Annotated in this window: 11 protein-coding genes and 4 riboswitches; of the genes, 6 read left to right on the top strand and 5 right to left on the bottom strand. The window is 38.1% G+C overall.

Going from position 1 to position 17,983, the window contains the following annotated elements; translation table 11 throughout:
* Positions 1-167 precede the first annotated feature (167 nt).
* From WCY20_RS09805 to WCY20_RS09780, 6 genes are all read left to right on the top strand, one after another.
* The gene (locus WCY20_RS09805) at positions 168-1,085 is read left to right on the top strand and encodes an O-antigen ligase family protein (protein WP_345974743.1); all 918 of its coding nucleotides are present in this window, start codon (positions 168-170) and stop codon (positions 1,083-1,085) included.
* The gene (locus WCY20_RS09800; RefSeq protein WP_345974741.1) at positions 1,069-2,151 is read left to right on the top strand and encodes a glycosyltransferase; all 1,083 of its coding nucleotides are present in this window, start codon (positions 1,069-1,071) and stop codon (positions 2,149-2,151) included. Before WCY20_RS09805 ends, WCY20_RS09800 begins: the two co-directional genes overlap by 17 nt.
* 57 nt (positions 2,152-2,208) lie before the next feature.
* Positions 2,209-3,381, top strand: coding sequence for a hypothetical protein (locus tag WCY20_RS09795; protein ID WP_345974740.1), 1,173 nt, complete (start codon positions 2,209-2,211; stop codon positions 3,379-3,381).
* Positions 3,382-3,554: 173 nt separating this feature from the next.
* The gene (locus WCY20_RS09790) at positions 3,555-4,577 is read left to right on the top strand and encodes a glycosyltransferase (RefSeq protein WP_345974738.1); all 1,023 of its coding nucleotides are present in this window, start codon (positions 3,555-3,557) and stop codon (positions 4,575-4,577) included.
* Positions 4,578-4,677: 100 nt separating this feature from the next.
* Positions 4,678-6,153 (top strand): alginate lyase family protein, encoded by a 1,476-nt coding sequence (locus tag WCY20_RS09785; protein WP_345974736.1) that lies wholly within the window; start codon positions 4,678-4,680, stop codon positions 6,151-6,153.
* Positions 6,150-7,358, top strand: coding sequence for a glycosyltransferase family 4 protein (locus tag WCY20_RS09780; RefSeq protein ID WP_345974735.1), 1,209 nt, complete (start codon positions 6,150-6,152; stop codon positions 7,356-7,358). The genes WCY20_RS09785 and WCY20_RS09780 overlap by 4 nt, the downstream gene beginning before the upstream one ends.
* 109 nt (positions 7,359-7,467) lie before the next feature.
* On the opposite strand, the gene WCY20_RS09775 is transcribed toward WCY20_RS09780, so the two are convergent.
* The 5 genes from WCY20_RS09775 to WCY20_RS09755 form a co-directional block, all read right to left on the bottom strand.
* Positions 7,468-9,075, bottom strand: coding sequence for a hypothetical protein (locus tag WCY20_RS09775; protein WP_345974734.1), 1,608 nt, complete (start codon positions 9,073-9,075; stop codon positions 7,468-7,470).
* A 17-nt stretch (positions 9,076-9,092) separates the two neighbouring features.
* Complete coding sequence (locus WCY20_RS09770) at positions 9,093-10,304, bottom strand: hypothetical protein (protein WP_345974732.1); 1,212 nt, start codon at positions 10,302-10,304, stop codon at positions 9,093-9,095.
* Positions 10,305-10,443: 139 nt separating this feature from the next.
* A riboswitch (cyclic di-GMP riboswitch) is annotated at positions 10,444-10,531 on the bottom strand.
* Positions 10,532-10,604: 73 nt separating this feature from the next.
* Positions 10,605-10,684: riboswitch (cyclic di-GMP riboswitch) on the bottom strand.
* 644 nt (positions 10,685-11,328) lie between these two features.
* A complete protein-coding gene (locus WCY20_RS09765) occupies positions 11,329-12,816 on the bottom strand; it encodes a hypothetical protein (protein ID WP_345974730.1) in 1,488 nt (495 codons plus the stop codon).
* A gap of 139 nt (positions 12,817-12,955) precedes the next feature.
* Positions 12,956-13,042: riboswitch (cyclic di-GMP riboswitch) on the bottom strand.
* An 83-nt stretch (positions 13,043-13,125) separates the two neighbouring features.
* A riboswitch (cyclic di-GMP riboswitch) is annotated at positions 13,126-13,205 on the bottom strand.
* Positions 13,206-13,521: 316 nt separating this feature from the next.
* Positions 13,522-14,706 (bottom strand): phosphoglycerate dehydrogenase, encoded by a 1,185-nt coding sequence (locus WCY20_RS09760; protein ID WP_345974729.1) that lies wholly within the window; start codon positions 14,704-14,706, stop codon positions 13,522-13,524.
* Between the two features lie 417 nt (positions 14,707-15,123).
* A complete protein-coding gene (locus tag WCY20_RS09755) occupies positions 15,124-17,847 on the bottom strand; it encodes a cadherin domain-containing protein (protein ID WP_345974727.1) in 2,724 nt (907 codons plus the stop codon).
* Positions 17,848-17,983: the final 136 nt, after the last annotated feature.

Here is a 17,983-nt window from a genome sequence, read left to right as displayed (position 1 = left end):
TTATAACAAAAAGAACATTTCAGATTAATGAAATGATCAATGTATATGCTTTATTTCTTTTTATAGCATTGGCAAGTTCCTTGTGGGGTGTTAATTTTGATAATCCATCATTTCGGAGTCTTCAACTTTTTATTATCTTGATCAATTTATTTGTTATATACAATAGCATGAAAAAATTCGATCTGCAAAATACATTTTTATACGGTGTTCTTTTAGGCTCTTTTGTAAATTATGTATTTATACTTGAAATTATCCCTGCGCCCTTTCCAATTATAGATGCATGGGGAGAAAGATATTTCGGAACAGTAGGCAATGCCAACTCATTGGCTATTGTTATGATCGCATCAATATTTGCAAGTATTGTAATTTTACATAAAAAAAAAGAAATCCACACAATGTTTCTTTATTACCAATATATCAATATACTTTTAGCGGCATATATGATAATGCTGACATTGTCGAAAAAAGGAGTTATTTTTGGTTTTCTACTTATCTTCATTTTTTTAATATTATCTATCAAATCCATAAAAAAACCAAAAACAGTACTTAAACTTATCATGCTGAGTATTATTGGTATAGTGTTGATTTATAACTTTATTACTTTAGATGATATTATGAATACTCTTAATGGTATAGAACGAAGATTTAGTAATTTTCACTCTCAAATTACATCTCAGCACCAAACTAAATTTGGAAGCACTGGAGAACGAAAATATTTTATAGAATTAGGATGGGGTTTATTTAAAGATAAACCTTTATTTGGTTACGGATTGGACAATTTTCGTGAATTCGCACATACGTATTCTCATAACAACTATATTGAATTACTGGTCGGTGTAGGATTGGTGGGAATGATGATTTTTTATTCAATATATTTTTTCTTAGTTAAGAAAATTCTTCGTATGAAAGATTTTTTTTTGAAAACGATTTTTTTAGCGATAGTAGGTATTATACTATTAATGGATTTTGCTCTTGTCTCATACAGAAATAAAACATTATTATTTTTACTACTATTTATATTCGTAATCGTAGAATTGGAAAATCAATATACAATAAAAAGTGTAGACAATGAAAAAAAAGATTAAAGTACTTTTTGTTTTAGCACAACTTGTCGGTGGTGGTGCCGAAAGAGTTACCATAAATATCATGAGACTATTAGATAGGAATATATTTGATATTCATTTACTAGTGATGTGCAGTGATGGTCCTTCTTTTGAGTATTTGCCTTCGGATATTACATTGCATGATATAAAAGTATCAAAAACGATGTTTTCAATTTTCAAACTTAGACAAAAAATTTTGCAAATCAGTCCGGATGTCATTTACTCAACACTGTTCCGCACTCATGAAGCACTCTACTTTGCATTGTTAAATGTTCAAAATAGACCTATAGTTGTAATGAGAAGCCAGAACTCTCCCAAGCTGCTATTACAAAATAAGAGAATGGGCCTTTTCTCGAAGTTCTTATTAGAAACAGCCTATAAGAGTGCGGATCTTGTTTTGGCCCAAACACCTGAGATGAAAGATGAAATTATTAAATATCATAACATCAACGCGACCAAAGTCCATGTTCTATTAAATCCATTGGATACAGATAATATCAATGCAAAAATTGAAAAAATCGAAAATCCTTTTGATCCACAACGTATTAATGTTGTAGCAGCAGGTAGATTGGCTAAACAAAAAGGTTTCGATATTCTTATAAAATCATTCAAATACGTTGTTGAAAATAATAATCAATTTTTTTTACACATTATTGGAGAAGACTTGGGTGAAAAGGAACGTTTAGAACAAATTGTGCATGAACTCTCGCTAGAAAATAATGTAAAGTTTTGGGATTACCAAAATAATCCTTATAGGTTTTTCTTTTTTTCAGATCTCTATGTACTTTCATCCAGATGGGAGGGAATGCCAAATACTGTAATTGAAAATCTATACCTCAGAAAACCTATAGTTGCCACCAACTGTATTCCATATATGAATAAATTGATCCAAAACGGAAAAAATGGTTTTTTAGTAGATGTAAATGATATAACTGCCTTGGCTGACGCAATTATAAATTATAACAAGATAACGATGGAGTTTCCAAAGCCAATAGAAACCCGGTATTATGTTAACGATTTTTTTAAATCCTTGGGTGTCAAAATATGACTTGCAATGGCCTTTCCTATCCTGTGTATATAATTTAAGAAATATGGATAATTGAGCATGTATAAAATTGCTAAATGGTTCAATAACTTTCAATCACCGTCAGTGCTTATGATAGATGATTTGAGTGATGCATATATTGAGGTATATCGTGAATCATATAAAAACGATTGGGGCTATTTATGTGATTCTGAGGGATCATCGTTTAAATTTTTACAAAAAAGCCTATTGGATGTTTTCCCACATATCAAGATTACTTTTTTTGCACCCTATGCTAGACATAATGCAATTAGTGAAAAAAGTAGATACAAATATATGAAATATTCTCTTGGAGAACGAGATCAATATACTGATTTTTTAGTAAAGTTGGATAAGCAAGGTCATGAGATCGCACATCATGGTTCCAATCATGGTGAATATATAGATGAGAATATACCGACAACTGTAAATAATTGGACTCACGAATGGGCATTGTTTAAAGATGTTGATACAGGAATAGATACTACGTTGAAAGGTGTTGAAAAATTCAAAGAAATATGTCGAATAGAGGTTGTAGGAGGAAAATATTGTGGTTATATTATGATTGATAATTCTAGAAAAATTATAGATAAATGTAATTTTTTATATTGGTGTGAAAAACCAAATTATAATTTTCACAACTATCAAGAAAGCTTTTTTGGCAAGAATGAAATAGTCTCTTTTCCCACTAACTTTCCAGGCAATTCATTTGTAAGGTTGTCTTATGAGACAGGGGATGTACGGAAAGATAGAAAGAAAAAATTTTTTAAATATTTTCAACCTTTATATAATGTTCTAAGTTACATAAGAATCTACAAACTATACAGAAATGGGCATATAATAAGTATACAAGAACATAACTCTCCTTCTAAATCTTCAGGTTTAGTCCAGTCTGCTAATATTGTGACAGATATCAAAAGTCTAAAAAAAATATATACATTTTTAAAAAATTTATCCATCTGGTATGCTAACTGTAAAGAAATTGCAAAATATATTTATATCAGGGAACACAGTCAATTAATATTTAAAAACGATAGATTGATAATAAATTTTAAAAATACAAAAAAAATAAGCAATGCTGTAATTTCGTTAATTAATAAAAAAGCATTTTCTTTAGAATGCAATGATCAAACTTTTTCATCAGCAATGAATAATGGCATGCATGTTGTAAATTTGCCGATTGTAAATGGTCTGAATAGCTTTAAAATTATATAATGTAAATATAGGTAGTTTGTTTATGCAAATACAACTGACTTCTTCAATATGAAAGAATGATGAACGTTCATATCGTTAGGGCATCAGGAAAATTAAATACTGCCTAATCTACAATATAATCTAACTAGCAACATACAAATATTCTTCAGCAGTAGGCTAGTTTAAGGGAAAAAATGAAAAAAGGTCCAAAAAAAATATTAATAATCGGTCCTTGTCTTAATAGAAAAAATCCCGAATTGGCAGGTGGGCCAATAGTCTTTTTTGAAGGGTTCATTAAGCAATTAGATAAAAATAGTGTTCAATATAATATTATTGATACTAATAAAAAAAATTATTGCAATCTCTTCTCTGCATATATTAATATCTTTTTTCAAATTTTGTTCAAACAGAGAGGGTGCAGTCATATTTCATTGCATAGTTCTCGCGATTACATGATACTTGGGATAATTATTATTTTTATTGGGAAAATATTTAAAAAAAGAACTAGTATTCGAAAGTTTGGAGCAGAGGTAATAAATACATACAAAGAAAGCAAAAGGATAAAGAAATATGTATTGAAATTTATTTTTTCACATATCGATACATTGTTTCTTCAAACCAAATATTTGGTTGATTTTTTTTCAAAAATAAATGAGAATACTTTTTGGTTTCCAAATGTAAGAAGTAGAGTCATCGAACCAACATTACCTCGATCTTTTCAAAAGAGATTTGTTTTTGTCAGCCATGTTATACGTGAAAAAGGTATTGATGAAATTATTGAAGCATCAAATCAGTTGGATCGTAGTTATACTATAGATATCTTTGGCCCTATATTTGATGAAAAATATACAGAAGAGTATTTTGAAGAACATAATGTATCGTATAACGGAGCTTTGAAAGCTGACAATGTAATGCAAAAATTAAATGAATATGATGTCGTCCTGTTACCAAGCTATAAAGAAGGGTATCCAGGAATTGTTATCGAGGCATATTCGTTGGGTATTCCTGTTATTGTCACCGCGTTACAGCCAATTAAAGAGATTGTTGACCCCTTTGAAACGGGTATACTAATTGAACCAAAAAGTGTAGAAGAACTTGTCAATGCAATAAAATATTTCAATGAAAATAACTATAGTAGTATGTCGGAAAATGCATATAGAAAATTTGAAAATTTTGATTTTGATAAGCAAATAAAAAAGTTCTTAGAGAGAATATGAAGTGTACAAACTTTTCAGGCTGTTTCATACTGTTCAGTATTTAAAATGTAGACAAATATATTTCCGACTATTTTATTACATAAGAAAGCTACTTAGGCAATTGAGTGGTTTTTCTTACCCTTTGTCTATAGTATCACAGCCTGCACAGCTCTCTTTACGACCTTCCATCCCACTTACAAATGCTTTGTTGGATAGGGAATTTGTTTTTTTAAATAAGTCTTTTGTATTTCTAAATAAAATTGATTGGAATTTTTCTACTTATGGAAAACTTTGGACTTATAATCTGACCTATTTTGAATACTTAAACCAATCAAAAATGCAACAAGATGAAGGACTACTTCTGATCAAAGACTTCATTGATCAGATGCTGTCTGTAAAAGATGGCTTAGAATCCTTTCCCATTGCTTTACGTGGGGTCAACTGGATCAAATTTTTGACCAAATACGAGATACGTGATCAAAAGATAGATGATTCACTTTATGCGCAGTATAAAATACTATTGGATAATTTAGAATATCACCTTTTGGGAAATCATCTGTTGGAAAATGGTTTTTCACTGCTTTTCGGTGCCTACTACTTTAAAGATGAAGAATTGTATACAAAAGCCAAAGAGATTCTAATAACCGAATTAGATGAACAGGTCTTAAGAGATGGAGCACATTTTGAATTAAGTCCTATGTACCATCAGATTATGCTCTTGAGATTACTTGATTCCATTAATCTGGTTCAAAACAACAGTTGGAAGAAAAGTGATCTTTTAACTTTGTTAAAAGATAAAGCTTCATTAATGCTTGGTTGGCTAAATGCTATTGCTTTTGACGATGGAACTATTCCTCTTTTAAATGACAGTTCTTTCAATATAACACCTACTACAAACGAGTTAAATCTTTATGCTGAACAATTAAAAGTCAAAAAAGGTTCTGTAATACTTAAAGAGAGTGGCTATAGAAAAGTCAAAAAAGATCGGTATGAATGTATAATAGATGTAGGAAACATTGGGCCTGATTATATTCCCGGTCATGCTCATAGTGATACGTTTAATTTTATAATGCATGTTGATGGCAAGCCATTAATCGTTGATACTGGATTATCAACCTACGAAACAAATCAAAGGCGTATGATTGAACGTTCTACATCGGCACACAACACTGTAGAAGTCGATGGTTTAAATCAGAGCGAGGTCTGGGGTGGTTTTAGAGTTGCAAGACGTGCAAAAATTATTCATTTGGATGAAAATAGTCATATTATTGAAGCTACTCATGATGGATATAAACGCATAGGTGTCCTCCACACAAGAAAATTTACAGTGAATGAGCGATCTATAGTTATCGAAGATTATATCAATAGTGCTAGTAAACATCAATGTATCGCCTATATACATTTCCATCCAAAAGTGCGACCGGTGATTAAAGATAATAAAATCATAATTGATCAAACTGGAATAATCATAGATAATGCTATAAAAATTGAAATAGGAGCATATCAATATGCTCCTGAGTTTAATAAGCTTAACGAAGCGGTTAGTGTAAAAATAGCATTTGAAAATAGATTGAAAATGGAAATTCAGATATCATGAAAATACTTTTTATTACCGACAACTTTCCACCAGAAGTTAATGCCCCAGCTACGCGAACCTATGAACACTGTCAGAAGTGGATTAAAAAAGGAGTCAAAGTCACAATTATCACATGTGCTCCAAATTTTCCGCATGGTCAAGTCTATGAAGGATACAAAAATAAACTTTATCAAAAAGAGCAGATTGATGGTATAGAGGTGATAAGAGTATGGAGCTATATCGCGGCCAATAGAGGAGTTGTTAAAAGGATTCTGGATTATGTCAGTTTTGCTTTTATGGCATTTTTTGTGGGTTTGTTCCAGAAAGCTGATGTTATTATTGCAACTTCACCACAATTTTTTACTACCTGGGCAGCATCGGGACTCTCAAAAATCAAACGTAAACCATGGGTGTTTGAACTAAGAGATCTATGGCCTGATTCCATCAGAACCGTAGGCGCTATTAAACAGGGTAGAGTACTTGATTTACTTGAAAAGATAGAACTTTCTCTTTATAGGGATAGTGACAAGGTGATAGCAGTTACTCAGGCCTTTAAAGCTAATTTAATAGATCGAGGAATTAGTCAAAAAAAAATTAAAGTTGTTACCAATGGCTCAAATATGGAGCTTTTTACTCCTCGTGAAAAAGATCAAACACTTTTAAGAGCGTTGAAATTAGAAGATAAGTTTGTGATTGGCTATATAGGTACACATGGTATGGCGCATAGTTTGGATTTTATTACGCAGTCGATTTCAAAGATAGATGATCCGAACATCCATTTTTTATTTATTGGTGATGGGGCGAAGAAAAGCGAAATTGTTAGTCTGGCTTCTGCATTGGATCTAAAAAATATTACATTTTTAGATCCAATTGCAAAAGAAGAAGTTCCCCGCTATCTTTCAATCATTGATGTTTCATTGGCACCTTTGAAAAAATCCGATACTTTCAAAACAGTTATTCCATCTAAGATCTTTGAAGCATCTGCCATGCAAAAACCAACTTTACTTGGTGTCGAAGGACAAGCAAAGGAAATCATTGAAAAATACAATGCAGGACTGTGTTTTCAACCGGAAAATGAAGAAGATTTCATTACTAAAGTTAAACTCATGAAAGATGACAAGTTTTTATACAAAAGCTATCAGGAAGGCTGTAAACAATTGGCACTTGATTTTGACAGGGAAAAACTGGCTAATGACATGTTGGAAATTTTAAAGAATCTGATGTAGTATTTGTAAGGTAAAAGGGTATATTTCACTCGAAGCTTCCATCCAACTTTAGCAGCCAATTGAATTGACTGCTATTTTCGAGTTTAAAAAAAAGAACCTGCAGCTTTGATTATTTCAATTCTTTATTCTGATAATCCATTATCCACGGCCCTGTTGGTTCTACCGTAACTGGCTCTACCGTAACGGGTTCTACAGCAACTGGTTCTTCAGCAACCGGTTCTTCGCTGACTGGAGCATCAGGAATACCTGCAAGATTTGCATGCGGGCTTAAAGAAGTAGTAACTACGCCAACAAGTGTTATTTGTTTTGGGTTATTGGTAAAAAGATCATAGTTGAAGGTGTAATCCCCCATTTTAGCATCGGAGGCATTAGCATAACTGATATCTCCTGTGCCTTTGATTCCATTTGATGTATCATAGTAGTAGTTGCCTGAGGCTTCGAGCACACCGCTTACATGGGCAGTTTGTCCTGAGGAAATCAATACATTGTTTTTGAATGTTGTGTCTCCCGAGTTGTTTTCAAATCTCATGGCATAACCCGTTAGTGAACCGACCCATACGTTTTCTTCAATACGAATGTTATTACAAGCATACGAGAACATAACATAGGGTGTGTCTCCGTCTACAGTTTTATTTACTTTATAAAACACATTGTGTTTAAATAATGCATTCATAGCAGGATAGGGAATGTCATTGTCTCTGCTGGTAGACAAAGAAATTCCCCACTCAGAATCCATGATGTAGTTGTTTTCAAAGACAAGATTTGGAACACCAAAGTGAATCGTTACAGCTTTACCTTGTCCGCTACCACTGGAGTTGTGTCTAAATCCCCACATTTTATTGTTTGTAATAACTACAGGATTGGCCGTATCTTTAGAACCGGCTTTGAGATCAATGGCGTTTTCAGCCCAAGCATGCTCTTCATCGGTATATATATCAGGTGTTATCCAGAGCAGGTTATTGTCAATTATTGTACCAGCAAAATTTACATTAGTGTAAGTCCCATCGTCTGCTCTTGTAAGTTGAATAGCATCACATGCATTAACAATTTCATTGTTAATTATCTTTGTGTTGAGAGTAGTGCTTCCGTCGGTTATACTATTTGAAAGTAAAATTGCGACTCTATCCCTTTGTCTTCCTCCCAATGACATATCTGCTATACGGCTGTTCTGTATTGTATTATTATCGCAGCCATGATAAAAGGCTATTCCATGATCCTTAAGGTCTGTAATATGGAGTCTGTTTAGGATGTTATTGGAAGCGCCACCATAAAATCTATATAGCTTCTCTGCGCTTCCAGTATCAACAGAAAGGGATGAGATTCTATCAATTACCCAATAGCTCCCACCATTATCAAAAGATAACCAAACATTTGCCTGCTCTGAAGTTTCAAGTTTTGCAGGATGTGTATCGTTTCCGTTGTCAAGAACAATATATCTGCGTTTTGCACTTGAGCCATCGGCAGACAATGTTATCTTTCCGGCACTTCGGTAATCACCCGGCTTAACACAGAAGATACTTTTGCTGCTGTCATTTATTTTACTCCAGTCAGCGTTGCTGCTGATGAACTGTACTTCGGGATTGGTGGCATCGCATTCCGGAAGTGTTATATTTTCAAGATATTCACTATCTGCTGCAAAAGCATTACTGCTTAATATGAACATCAAACTTAACAATCCGATTTTTAGTGAATTTAAGGTATTTGTTTTGTTACGCATTATTGATCCTTATTTCTTTATAATCTGTCTTCAACAATCTCGTCCGAAGAGATTGCCGGTATTACACTATTTGATTGGACTTCATAGTTCCATTTGTAGTTATACGCTACGAGTTTGAAATCATCCCCAGGAAGCACTTCTATCTGAAAAAATCCGTCTGCATCGGTGGAGAGGTCGCTTCTTACCCAGTTTGGTCCGACAGCAGACACTCTTGCGTCTTTAACTGTAATTCCATCCGTATAAACAATACGACCTCTGTAAATACCGGGAGCATTTTCAAGAGGCATATTTAAGCTCCACGTTCCTAAGTGCGTAATGTTTCCTTGATAGGTTCCGTCTGATTGAAGCTCGGCATAACCTTCTTCAATCCAGATCCCCTGGTTGTAATCATAATACCATAGTGGAATGATATTTTCTTCTTTTAAACTGGCAATAGCTGGAAAAGTTAAAGTTGCCATTGCACCGTCAGTTAAACTCAGAGCATTACCGTTTACATCTTCCAACGTTGCAGTAATTAAACCGTAAGAGCCAAAGAGTGCGATGTTCCCACTGCTGTCTTTTCCTTCAAAAAGTCCTGGAAAAGTCGCTTTACCTGAATCTGTTGTTGGATCAAGATAGGCTACGTTGGGAATGACTTCACCAACATACTGATTTCCTGAAAGGTCATTGTAGACCGCCGCCGGCAGAGCGATACTGGCTGAATTAGCCAGATCTAATACCGTGCTTTCTTGGCTGTAATAAGGTGCTTGCTGTTCATTTGGAGCAAGTTCATATTCCAAATAGTTTGACGAAAGCATATCAGTGCCTTCTGCAAACTCATCGGCTTGAATGACCGCAGAGTTGTGAAAATAACTCTGATGTTGAAAAGTGACAACGGCTCTTATCGTCGTGTTAACGTCAAACAGTGCATAGTTTCCGTTTGCATCGGTAGTCGTAACAGCATCGCCGACACTGACCTGAACATTTTCGATACCTTCTCCGGTGACACTGTCTTTGACTTGTCCTTCGAATTTGGCGACCAAAGATGCTTCGGGCGCACTGTCGAACTGTGTTTCGGAAGGAATATTTGAGTCGGAAGTTATACTTGCGTCGACTTCAAGCGAATCATTGGTTGAATTTGAGGTTTCCTGACAACCTGTCAGAAATGTTGTAGCAACTAATAGTGCTAAAAAACTTTTTTTCGTAGTTAAGTACAAAAGTTCATCCTTGTTTTTGAATAAAACCTTCATGCAAAAAGGCATGTAAGAATTTAATATTCAAACCTGGGATGTGAATCTATAGAGGAGGTAACCCGGCTATCTTAATACAGTTATGAAAGGAGGTAGGTGAGAAGATACTTAATATTCCGCATAAATAATAATGAAATATCAAGGCAACCCAGCCATCTCTTTCAAATTAATGAATAAGACCCGTGGCTTTCCGTCCCCGCTTCACAACGGGTTTGGCCTAAAAATATTATTTGGAATAATGTTCAGAGGAGAAAGCTTGATTTTATATTAATAATAGTACATTACATTTCTAATATAAATCAAGGCAACCCAGCTATCTCTAATCAAAGAGACCTGAAGCTTTCCGTCCCCGCTTTGCAACGGGTTTGGCATAAACAATCAGAATTATGCTATAAAACAACTTAATTCTTTATTACTTATTTGAATTAGATTAAAAGCCCATCGATTCAAATCTGACTGGTTTCCTGGAATTGGAATATGTTTAGCGTTGGAAGATGCAGTACATTCCCTGTTCTACAATCTGTCGGCTGATATCACAGCTGCTCACAAGCCCGAGTTGAATGATCAGACTAAATCTCGCTCTAGACGCAATTCCCCTCACTTTAAGATTATAAATTCGTACTTGAATAATCCTGTATAAGCAGGACAACACATGTTTAAGCAGTACGCTCTACGGAAATAATGACAGTACAAAAGATACTTTTTCTATTAAAATATTTAGCAGCAATACAGATGAGCCAGAACACTGATATATAAGTAGATGAGGTGAGAAGTTGGCGATAGCAAACTGATATTTGCAGATATACCAATGGAGTGTTTTTTGGACGGGCATATGCAATGCCCCGTGGCATTATTTCACGGCAAAACGATCTGATGCCGTTCTTTTTAGATCGACTGTTTTGAGAGATTGATTTCCTTCGTTTTGGACGGATAATCAATTTGGCTCTTTATACAGTCCACCTTTTTTAGTTACCGCTTGTCTTTACTTTTCATTGGCGGTATTTAATTAACTCGAATTGGTTATTTAGATCCTGTCTTCAACAATTTCACCCGAAGCGACAGCCGGTAATACGTTGGCATGTGCAGCTTCATATTTCCATTTATAGTTATAAGCTACAATTTGGAAATCATCACCGGGAACGACGGTAACTTCAAATAGCCCATCAGCATCAGTTGACAAATCGCTTCTCATCCAGTTAGGTCCGATAAGAGCTACTCTTGCATCTTTAACCGTGACTCCATCGCTATACACGATTCGGCCGCGGTATGTGCCAGGCGACGTCTCTAGCGGCATATTTAGACTCCATGTACCAACGTGTGAAATGCTCCCCACATATGTTCCATCCGACTGGAGTTCTGCATAGCCTTCTTCGATCCAGGTCCCTTGGCTGTAGTCATAATACCATAGCGGAATAATGTTCTTCTCTTCTAGAGAGGTAACGGCATCAAATGTCAATGTTGCTGTAGCGCCATCTGCAAGATTTAGTGCATTACCGCCAGTATCTTTGAGTGATAGGCTGATCAGGCCGTAAGAGCTAAACAACACTGTCTCCCCATTGACATTTTTCCCTTCAAAAGTACCTGGAAACAGTTCTTTGCCTTCCTCTGTAGTGACATCCACTATTTTTAATCCTGCAGTAACAGTACCGTGATAGGCATTACCTGACATATCTGCATAGACATCAGTAGGTATGTCAAGATGGGCACCGGCAACTGCGGTCTGGCTGTCATAACTCCATTGTGAAGTATAGGTACCTATAGCGTACTCGAGATAATTCGAAGAAGCAGTGGTTGTACCTTCCGCATAGAGATCAACCTGAATACGTGTACTGCCAAGCAGGTAGCCCTCTTTTTCAAAATTGACAACGGCGTTTTCAGTTTCAGCAATGTTGGAGAGTGTAAAATAGCCGTTCTCATCGGTTGCTGTGGCACATCCGCCCACATTGATCTGCACATCGGCTAATCCGCTGCCTGTCGCTTTGTCAGTGACATGGCCTTCGATCATTGCATCGCCTTCTACACATACTGCAACGACAGGTTGTGTCTCTTCCACTACAGGTAGCGTCTCTTCAACGACAGGTTGTGTCTCTTCCACAACGGGTAGCGTCTCTTCAACGACAGGTTGTGTCTCTTCAACAACGGGAAGTGTCTCTTCAACAACGGGAAGTGTCTCTTCAACGACAGGTTGAGTTTCTTCAACAACGGGAAGTGTCTCTTCAATGACAGGTTGAGTTTCTTCAACAACGGGAAGTGTCTCTTCAACGACAGGTTGAGTTTCTTCAACAACGGGAAGTGTCTCTTCAACAACAGGTTCTGTCTCTGTAGTAGTTTTTTTAGCTAAGCCCGGTGGTAGTGTTGTCTTTACCTTAGGTGCTAGTGCAGTACTGCTGCTTGTTTGATTGGCATCTTCTTGACAACCTGTCAGAAAAGCGACTGTGATGAGTAATGTCAAAAAACTTTTTTTAGTCGATAAGTACAAAAGTTCATCCTTGTTTTTGAATAAAACCTTCATGCAAAAAGGCATGTAAGAATTTAATATTCAAACCTGGGATGTGAATCTATAGAGGAGGTAACCCGGCTATCTTAGATACAGTGATGAAAGGAGGTAGATGAGAAGATGCTTACTATTCCACATAAATAAGAATACATGTCAATGCAACCCAGCCATCTCTTTCAAAAATGAAATAAGACCCGTGGCTTTCCGTCCCCGCTTCACAACGGGTTTGGCCTAGTTAATTTAATAATGTATGTGAGGAATAAGGTTCAGAGGGAAAAGGCTTGATTTTATAATAAAAAGTGTAAAATCATCTTCTTTATAAAACAAGGCAACCCAGCTATCTCTAATCAAAGAGACCTGAAGCTTTCCGTCCCCGCTTCACAACGGGTTTGGCATAAACAATCAGAATTATTATATAAAATAGCTTAAATATTCATTACTTATTTAGATTAGATAGATGAAACTTGACGTCTCTTGCTTGTGCTTCTTAGTTTTTAACAGATATAGATTGGTTGTCAGTAGGGTGATCACACTGTTTATGCATCTCTTTTCATTCGGACTTAGCGATGTTATAGATATTGCTTTGTTGCCGATCATTTATATGACTTTTTAAAAATGTTGTGCAGTAAAATTGAACAAGAAGCACAGGGTAAAGAGATCTCTGTGCAAATCGACTTGGCAACTGAAGAGGACAGGCTGGCACGCTGTTTGAACAAATCCTCAGTCGATAATTCTGGCCATAACAACACCCTTGATCGCGAGCAACTTCTCGATCATTGATTCTGGGAGATTTCCGTCTTCTATATCGATGATGTTATAGGCCAGGTTACCTTTACTTTTATTGAGCATGTTGGCAATATTGATATTGTGTTTTGCCAGCAAAGAGGTGATCTCACTGATCATGCTTGGCATATTCTTATTGGCTATAACCACTCTTTTTGCGCCTGCTATTCTAGGTTGTACACAGTTAGGAAAATTTACAGAATTCTCGATATTTCCGGTTTCAAGAAAATGTTTTACCTGGGTGCATGCCATGACTGCACAATTGTCTTCTGCCTCGCCTGTTGAAGCTCCGAGGTGGGGTATAGGAATGACCTGTTTGATATCGAGCAGGTCGCCATTGGGAAAATCTGTTACATACGCCGAGACTTTTCCGGAGGCAATGGCGTTTTTGAGGGCATCATTATTGATCAAACCACCTCGTGCAAAATTCATGATTTTGACGCCGTCTTTCATCATGGCAAATTTTTCGCTGTCAATCATCTCTTTTGTGCTCTCCATCAGCGGTACATGAATGGTCAGATAGTCAACATCGCTAAGAAGTGTCTCAAGTCCGGTGGCCTTTTGTACATTGTGTGAGAGTTCCCAGGCAGAATCTATAGAGAGAAAGGGGTCGTAGCCGATAACGTCCATGCCTAATGCGAGTGCATCATTGGCCACGATCACACCGATAGCGCCTAGACCGATGACCCCGAGCTTTTTGCCTTTGAGCTCCTGACCTGCAAATTGGGACTTTCCTTTTTCGACCAGTGCCGGAACTTTGTCACCCTCTTTTTTTAAGCCATGAACCCATGCGATACCCTCTACAATATCACGTGAAGCGAGCAGCATACCGGCGAGTACCAGCTCTTTGACGGCATTGGCGTTGGCTCCGGGTGTGTTAAACACGACAATACCCTTTTCAGAGCATTTTTCGATAGGGATATTGTTGGTTCCGGCACCGGCTCTGGCAATGGCAAGTAACGACTTTGGTAGTTTCATATCATGCATTGAAAAACTGCGAAGTACGATTGCATCGGGATGTGTGATTTCACTGGCGACTTCATAGTCTTCGCGGGAAAACAGTTCCAAACCTTGCGGTGAAATCTTGTTCAGTGTCTGTACCTTATACATCTTATTCTCCATTTTACTGTTTTTCTATCGCGAACGTTTACATTAGTCAATCAAGCGCTTGAACGCCATTTTAGCTCATTGCATGTTATATTGAGACACAAAGGCCGTTTGTGATATACCTGAGAAAGCCTGACTTGTAGAGTTGTATTTATTCTAACAAAATCTAGGGAAAAAAGTCCTTTTTCCCTGGGATAAAAGATTGTCGGCAGCACCTTTTTTAAATTCATGGGATGTCATCAGTGGCTATTTGAGAAAACTAGTGTAAAACTAAAAATGTGATTTATTGATAGTCTTGTTGTAAAGAAATTGTGAAGAGAGTGTTTTATAGCTGTCTTGCGACAATTCAACCAATCATGACATGGATTTGTTTTGATAAATGGCTGAAATGATAGATTTTAGAGCTTAAAACCCTAAAATCCATTGGTTTTTTTATTTCAGTTCAAAATTGAAAAGGTAAACCGTACCCATTTCGCTAATGATATTTTCGGTATAAGATCTGGCACCAACAACCATATCAGAACCGCTGATGGCTACTGAATATCCAAAATAGTCTCCTGCGCCAGTATCATGAGCTTTGAATCTGAGGATTTCTGTAAAGACACCTGTTCCATCATTTTGGAAGAGATAGGCTGCACCACGATTGCCGTTTATATCGCTGGCCGGATCTTCGCTTTTGGCGCCGACAAGGACATAATTTCCGCTAATGCTGACTGCGCTACCAAATAGATCATCTGCAACGGCATCGGAAGCAGCAAGTTTTGTTGTCTGGGTATAGGTGTCATCTCCGTTGTTTTTAAAGATATAGGCTGCACCGGTATTGTTTTTATCGACACTGTCTTGATTGGCATTGTCGTGATAGGCACCGACAACTGCATACTCTCCATTTGCGCCGATACCCACTGACCAACCGAAATTATCACCTACTTGGGCATCGCCAAGAGGAGCCATTAGTTTGTCTGCATGATTGAAAAGGCCTGTACCGGCATCCTTTTTATAGACGTAGGCCGCTCCGGCACTAATTACAGCATCTGCGCCCATACTTTCTGACCAGGCGCCGACTATCGCATGATCTCCGTTGATGTCAACTGACCACCCAAAATAATCACTTGGTTCGTGATCGAAGGCCGTGAGCTTGTTTACCTCAGTATAGGTGTCATCTCCATTGTTTTTAAAGATATAGGCTGCACCCGTAGACGGGCCGACCGGGTCGACAGAAGAAGATTTATTATCGGCACCGACGATCACATAGGCGCCATCGATGGCGACTGAAAAACCGAAATGGTCATCAGCCGCAGGATCAGAGGCCGTGAGTAGGGCTATCTCAGTATAATTGTTATCTGGAGCGTTCCTTTTAAAGACATAGGCCGCACCGGCATTCGTTGCGTTAGTATCCGCGAGCTGCGCACCGACAACCACATAATCGCCACTGATGGCTACCGATATGCCAAACTTGTCGCCAAGTGTAGCATCACTGGCGTTGAGCTCAGCCACTTGGCTGTAAGTTCCTGTTACGTCTTTGTAAAGGACATAAGCCATACCGGCTTTTGAGGCATTACCTTCAGCACCGACAACCACATAGGCACCATCAACGGCGACCGAAGAACCGAAATAGTCCTGGGTCTCGGGTGCAGGTGCAGTACGCTTGATATCAACCATGATCGTCACAGGGACTGCTGCGCTGTCTCCAGCATCGCTTGTTGCTACAGCCGTCAACTTATATATTGCCCGTGTTTTATAGTCAATAGTTCCCGTGGTGGAGATGTTGCCTTCAGGTGTTACCGTGAAATCCTCAGCACCTATTCCGGTGAGACTGATGCCGTGTATGACAGTGCTCTCCCCACTATCTGATATATTGATATCTCCTATGTGACCGGAAGTACCATCTGCTATTGTCAGAGTAAAAGGCTGAAGAGTCGGCGGGACATCGGGAACATTGTTAATGGTGATGTTGACATCAACCTCTGTACTGCCTCCGGCAGCATTGGTCGCTATCGCCTTCATACTGTAGAATGGTGTTGTTTCATAATCAAGAGCGCCCGCAACAGTAATTGTGCCATCTTTTGCTGCTTTAAAGTCGGCGCTGCTTAAAGCAATGGAGTCAACGATACCTGCATCTCCGGTACCGGAAATATTAATGTCTCCGACAACCGTTCCGATTGGAGAGTTTTCAGCTATGCTTCCAGTAAATGCCTCAATGACCGGAACGGACTCAACATCATTGGTGACCGTGATTGTGACAGCGACCGGAGCGCTGCCTCCGGCTTCATTGGTGGCAACAGCTTGCAGGTTATAGAGAGCCTGCGTTTCAAAGTCCGGAACGTTGACGACGGTGATCGTACCGTCTGTTGCTACGGCAAAGTCAGTTGCACCGGTACCGGTAAGAGTGATATCCGTGATCGCGGTATCTCCGGAACTGGTAACGATTACAGAGCCAACAACGGTAGTATTATTTTCTATTACTGTCGCAGTTGAAGCTGCCAAGATCGGCGCAACATCGGCGACATCGGTGACTGTTATTGTAACATTAACCGAAGCGCTGGTTCCGGCATTGCTTACCGCTTCTGCCGTCAGCAAATATGTCGGCCGCGTTTCAAAGTCCGGCGCGTTGACGACGGTGATCGTACCGTCTGCTGCTACAGCAAAGTCTGCCGCGCCATTGCCGCTCAGGGTGATACCTGTGATCGGGGCATCTCCGGAACTGGTGATGGTTACGGTGCCAATTACAGCGGAAGCCGCAGTATTCTCTGCTACTGTCGCCGTTGATGCTGCCAGAACCGGGACAACATCGGGTACATCAGTGACTGCTATCGTCACACTGACCGGGTCACTCTCCCCGCCTGCATTAGTGGCTACTGCCGTCAGGTTATAGTCCGCCTGCGTTTCAAAATCAAGTGCATTGGCCACTGTGATGGTCCCGTTGGTATCGACACTGAAATCCGTACTGCCGGTGCCGCTGAGCGCAATGGCAGTAATAGAAGAATCCCCGGCATCTACCGTGATACTCCCGATGACCGAACTGACCGCCGCACTCTCTGCGACATTGCCACTGAACTCTGTTAATGTCGGTTTGTCGTTACTGCTCTTGCTGCTGTTGCTACTGCATCCAGACAGCACCAAGAAAGCGAATAACATACTTAGGTAAAACGTTTTCATGTCAACACTCCGTTAAATTGGGATTTGACACATAATAACATAAAAATGATAGAAATATGAAACGGCAAAAAAAAAGGGTAAAAAATTATTATAAAGTGCGAACAAGCAGCATATTAGATGGGTATTTTCTATAAAC

Source organism: Sulfurimonas sp. HSL3-7, from assembly GCF_039645985.1.
Lineage (GTDB): Bacteria > Campylobacterota > Campylobacteria > Campylobacterales > Sulfurimonadaceae > Sulfonitrofixus > Sulfonitrofixus jiaomeiensis.
This window is presented reverse-complemented; position numbering and strand designations above follow the sequence as displayed.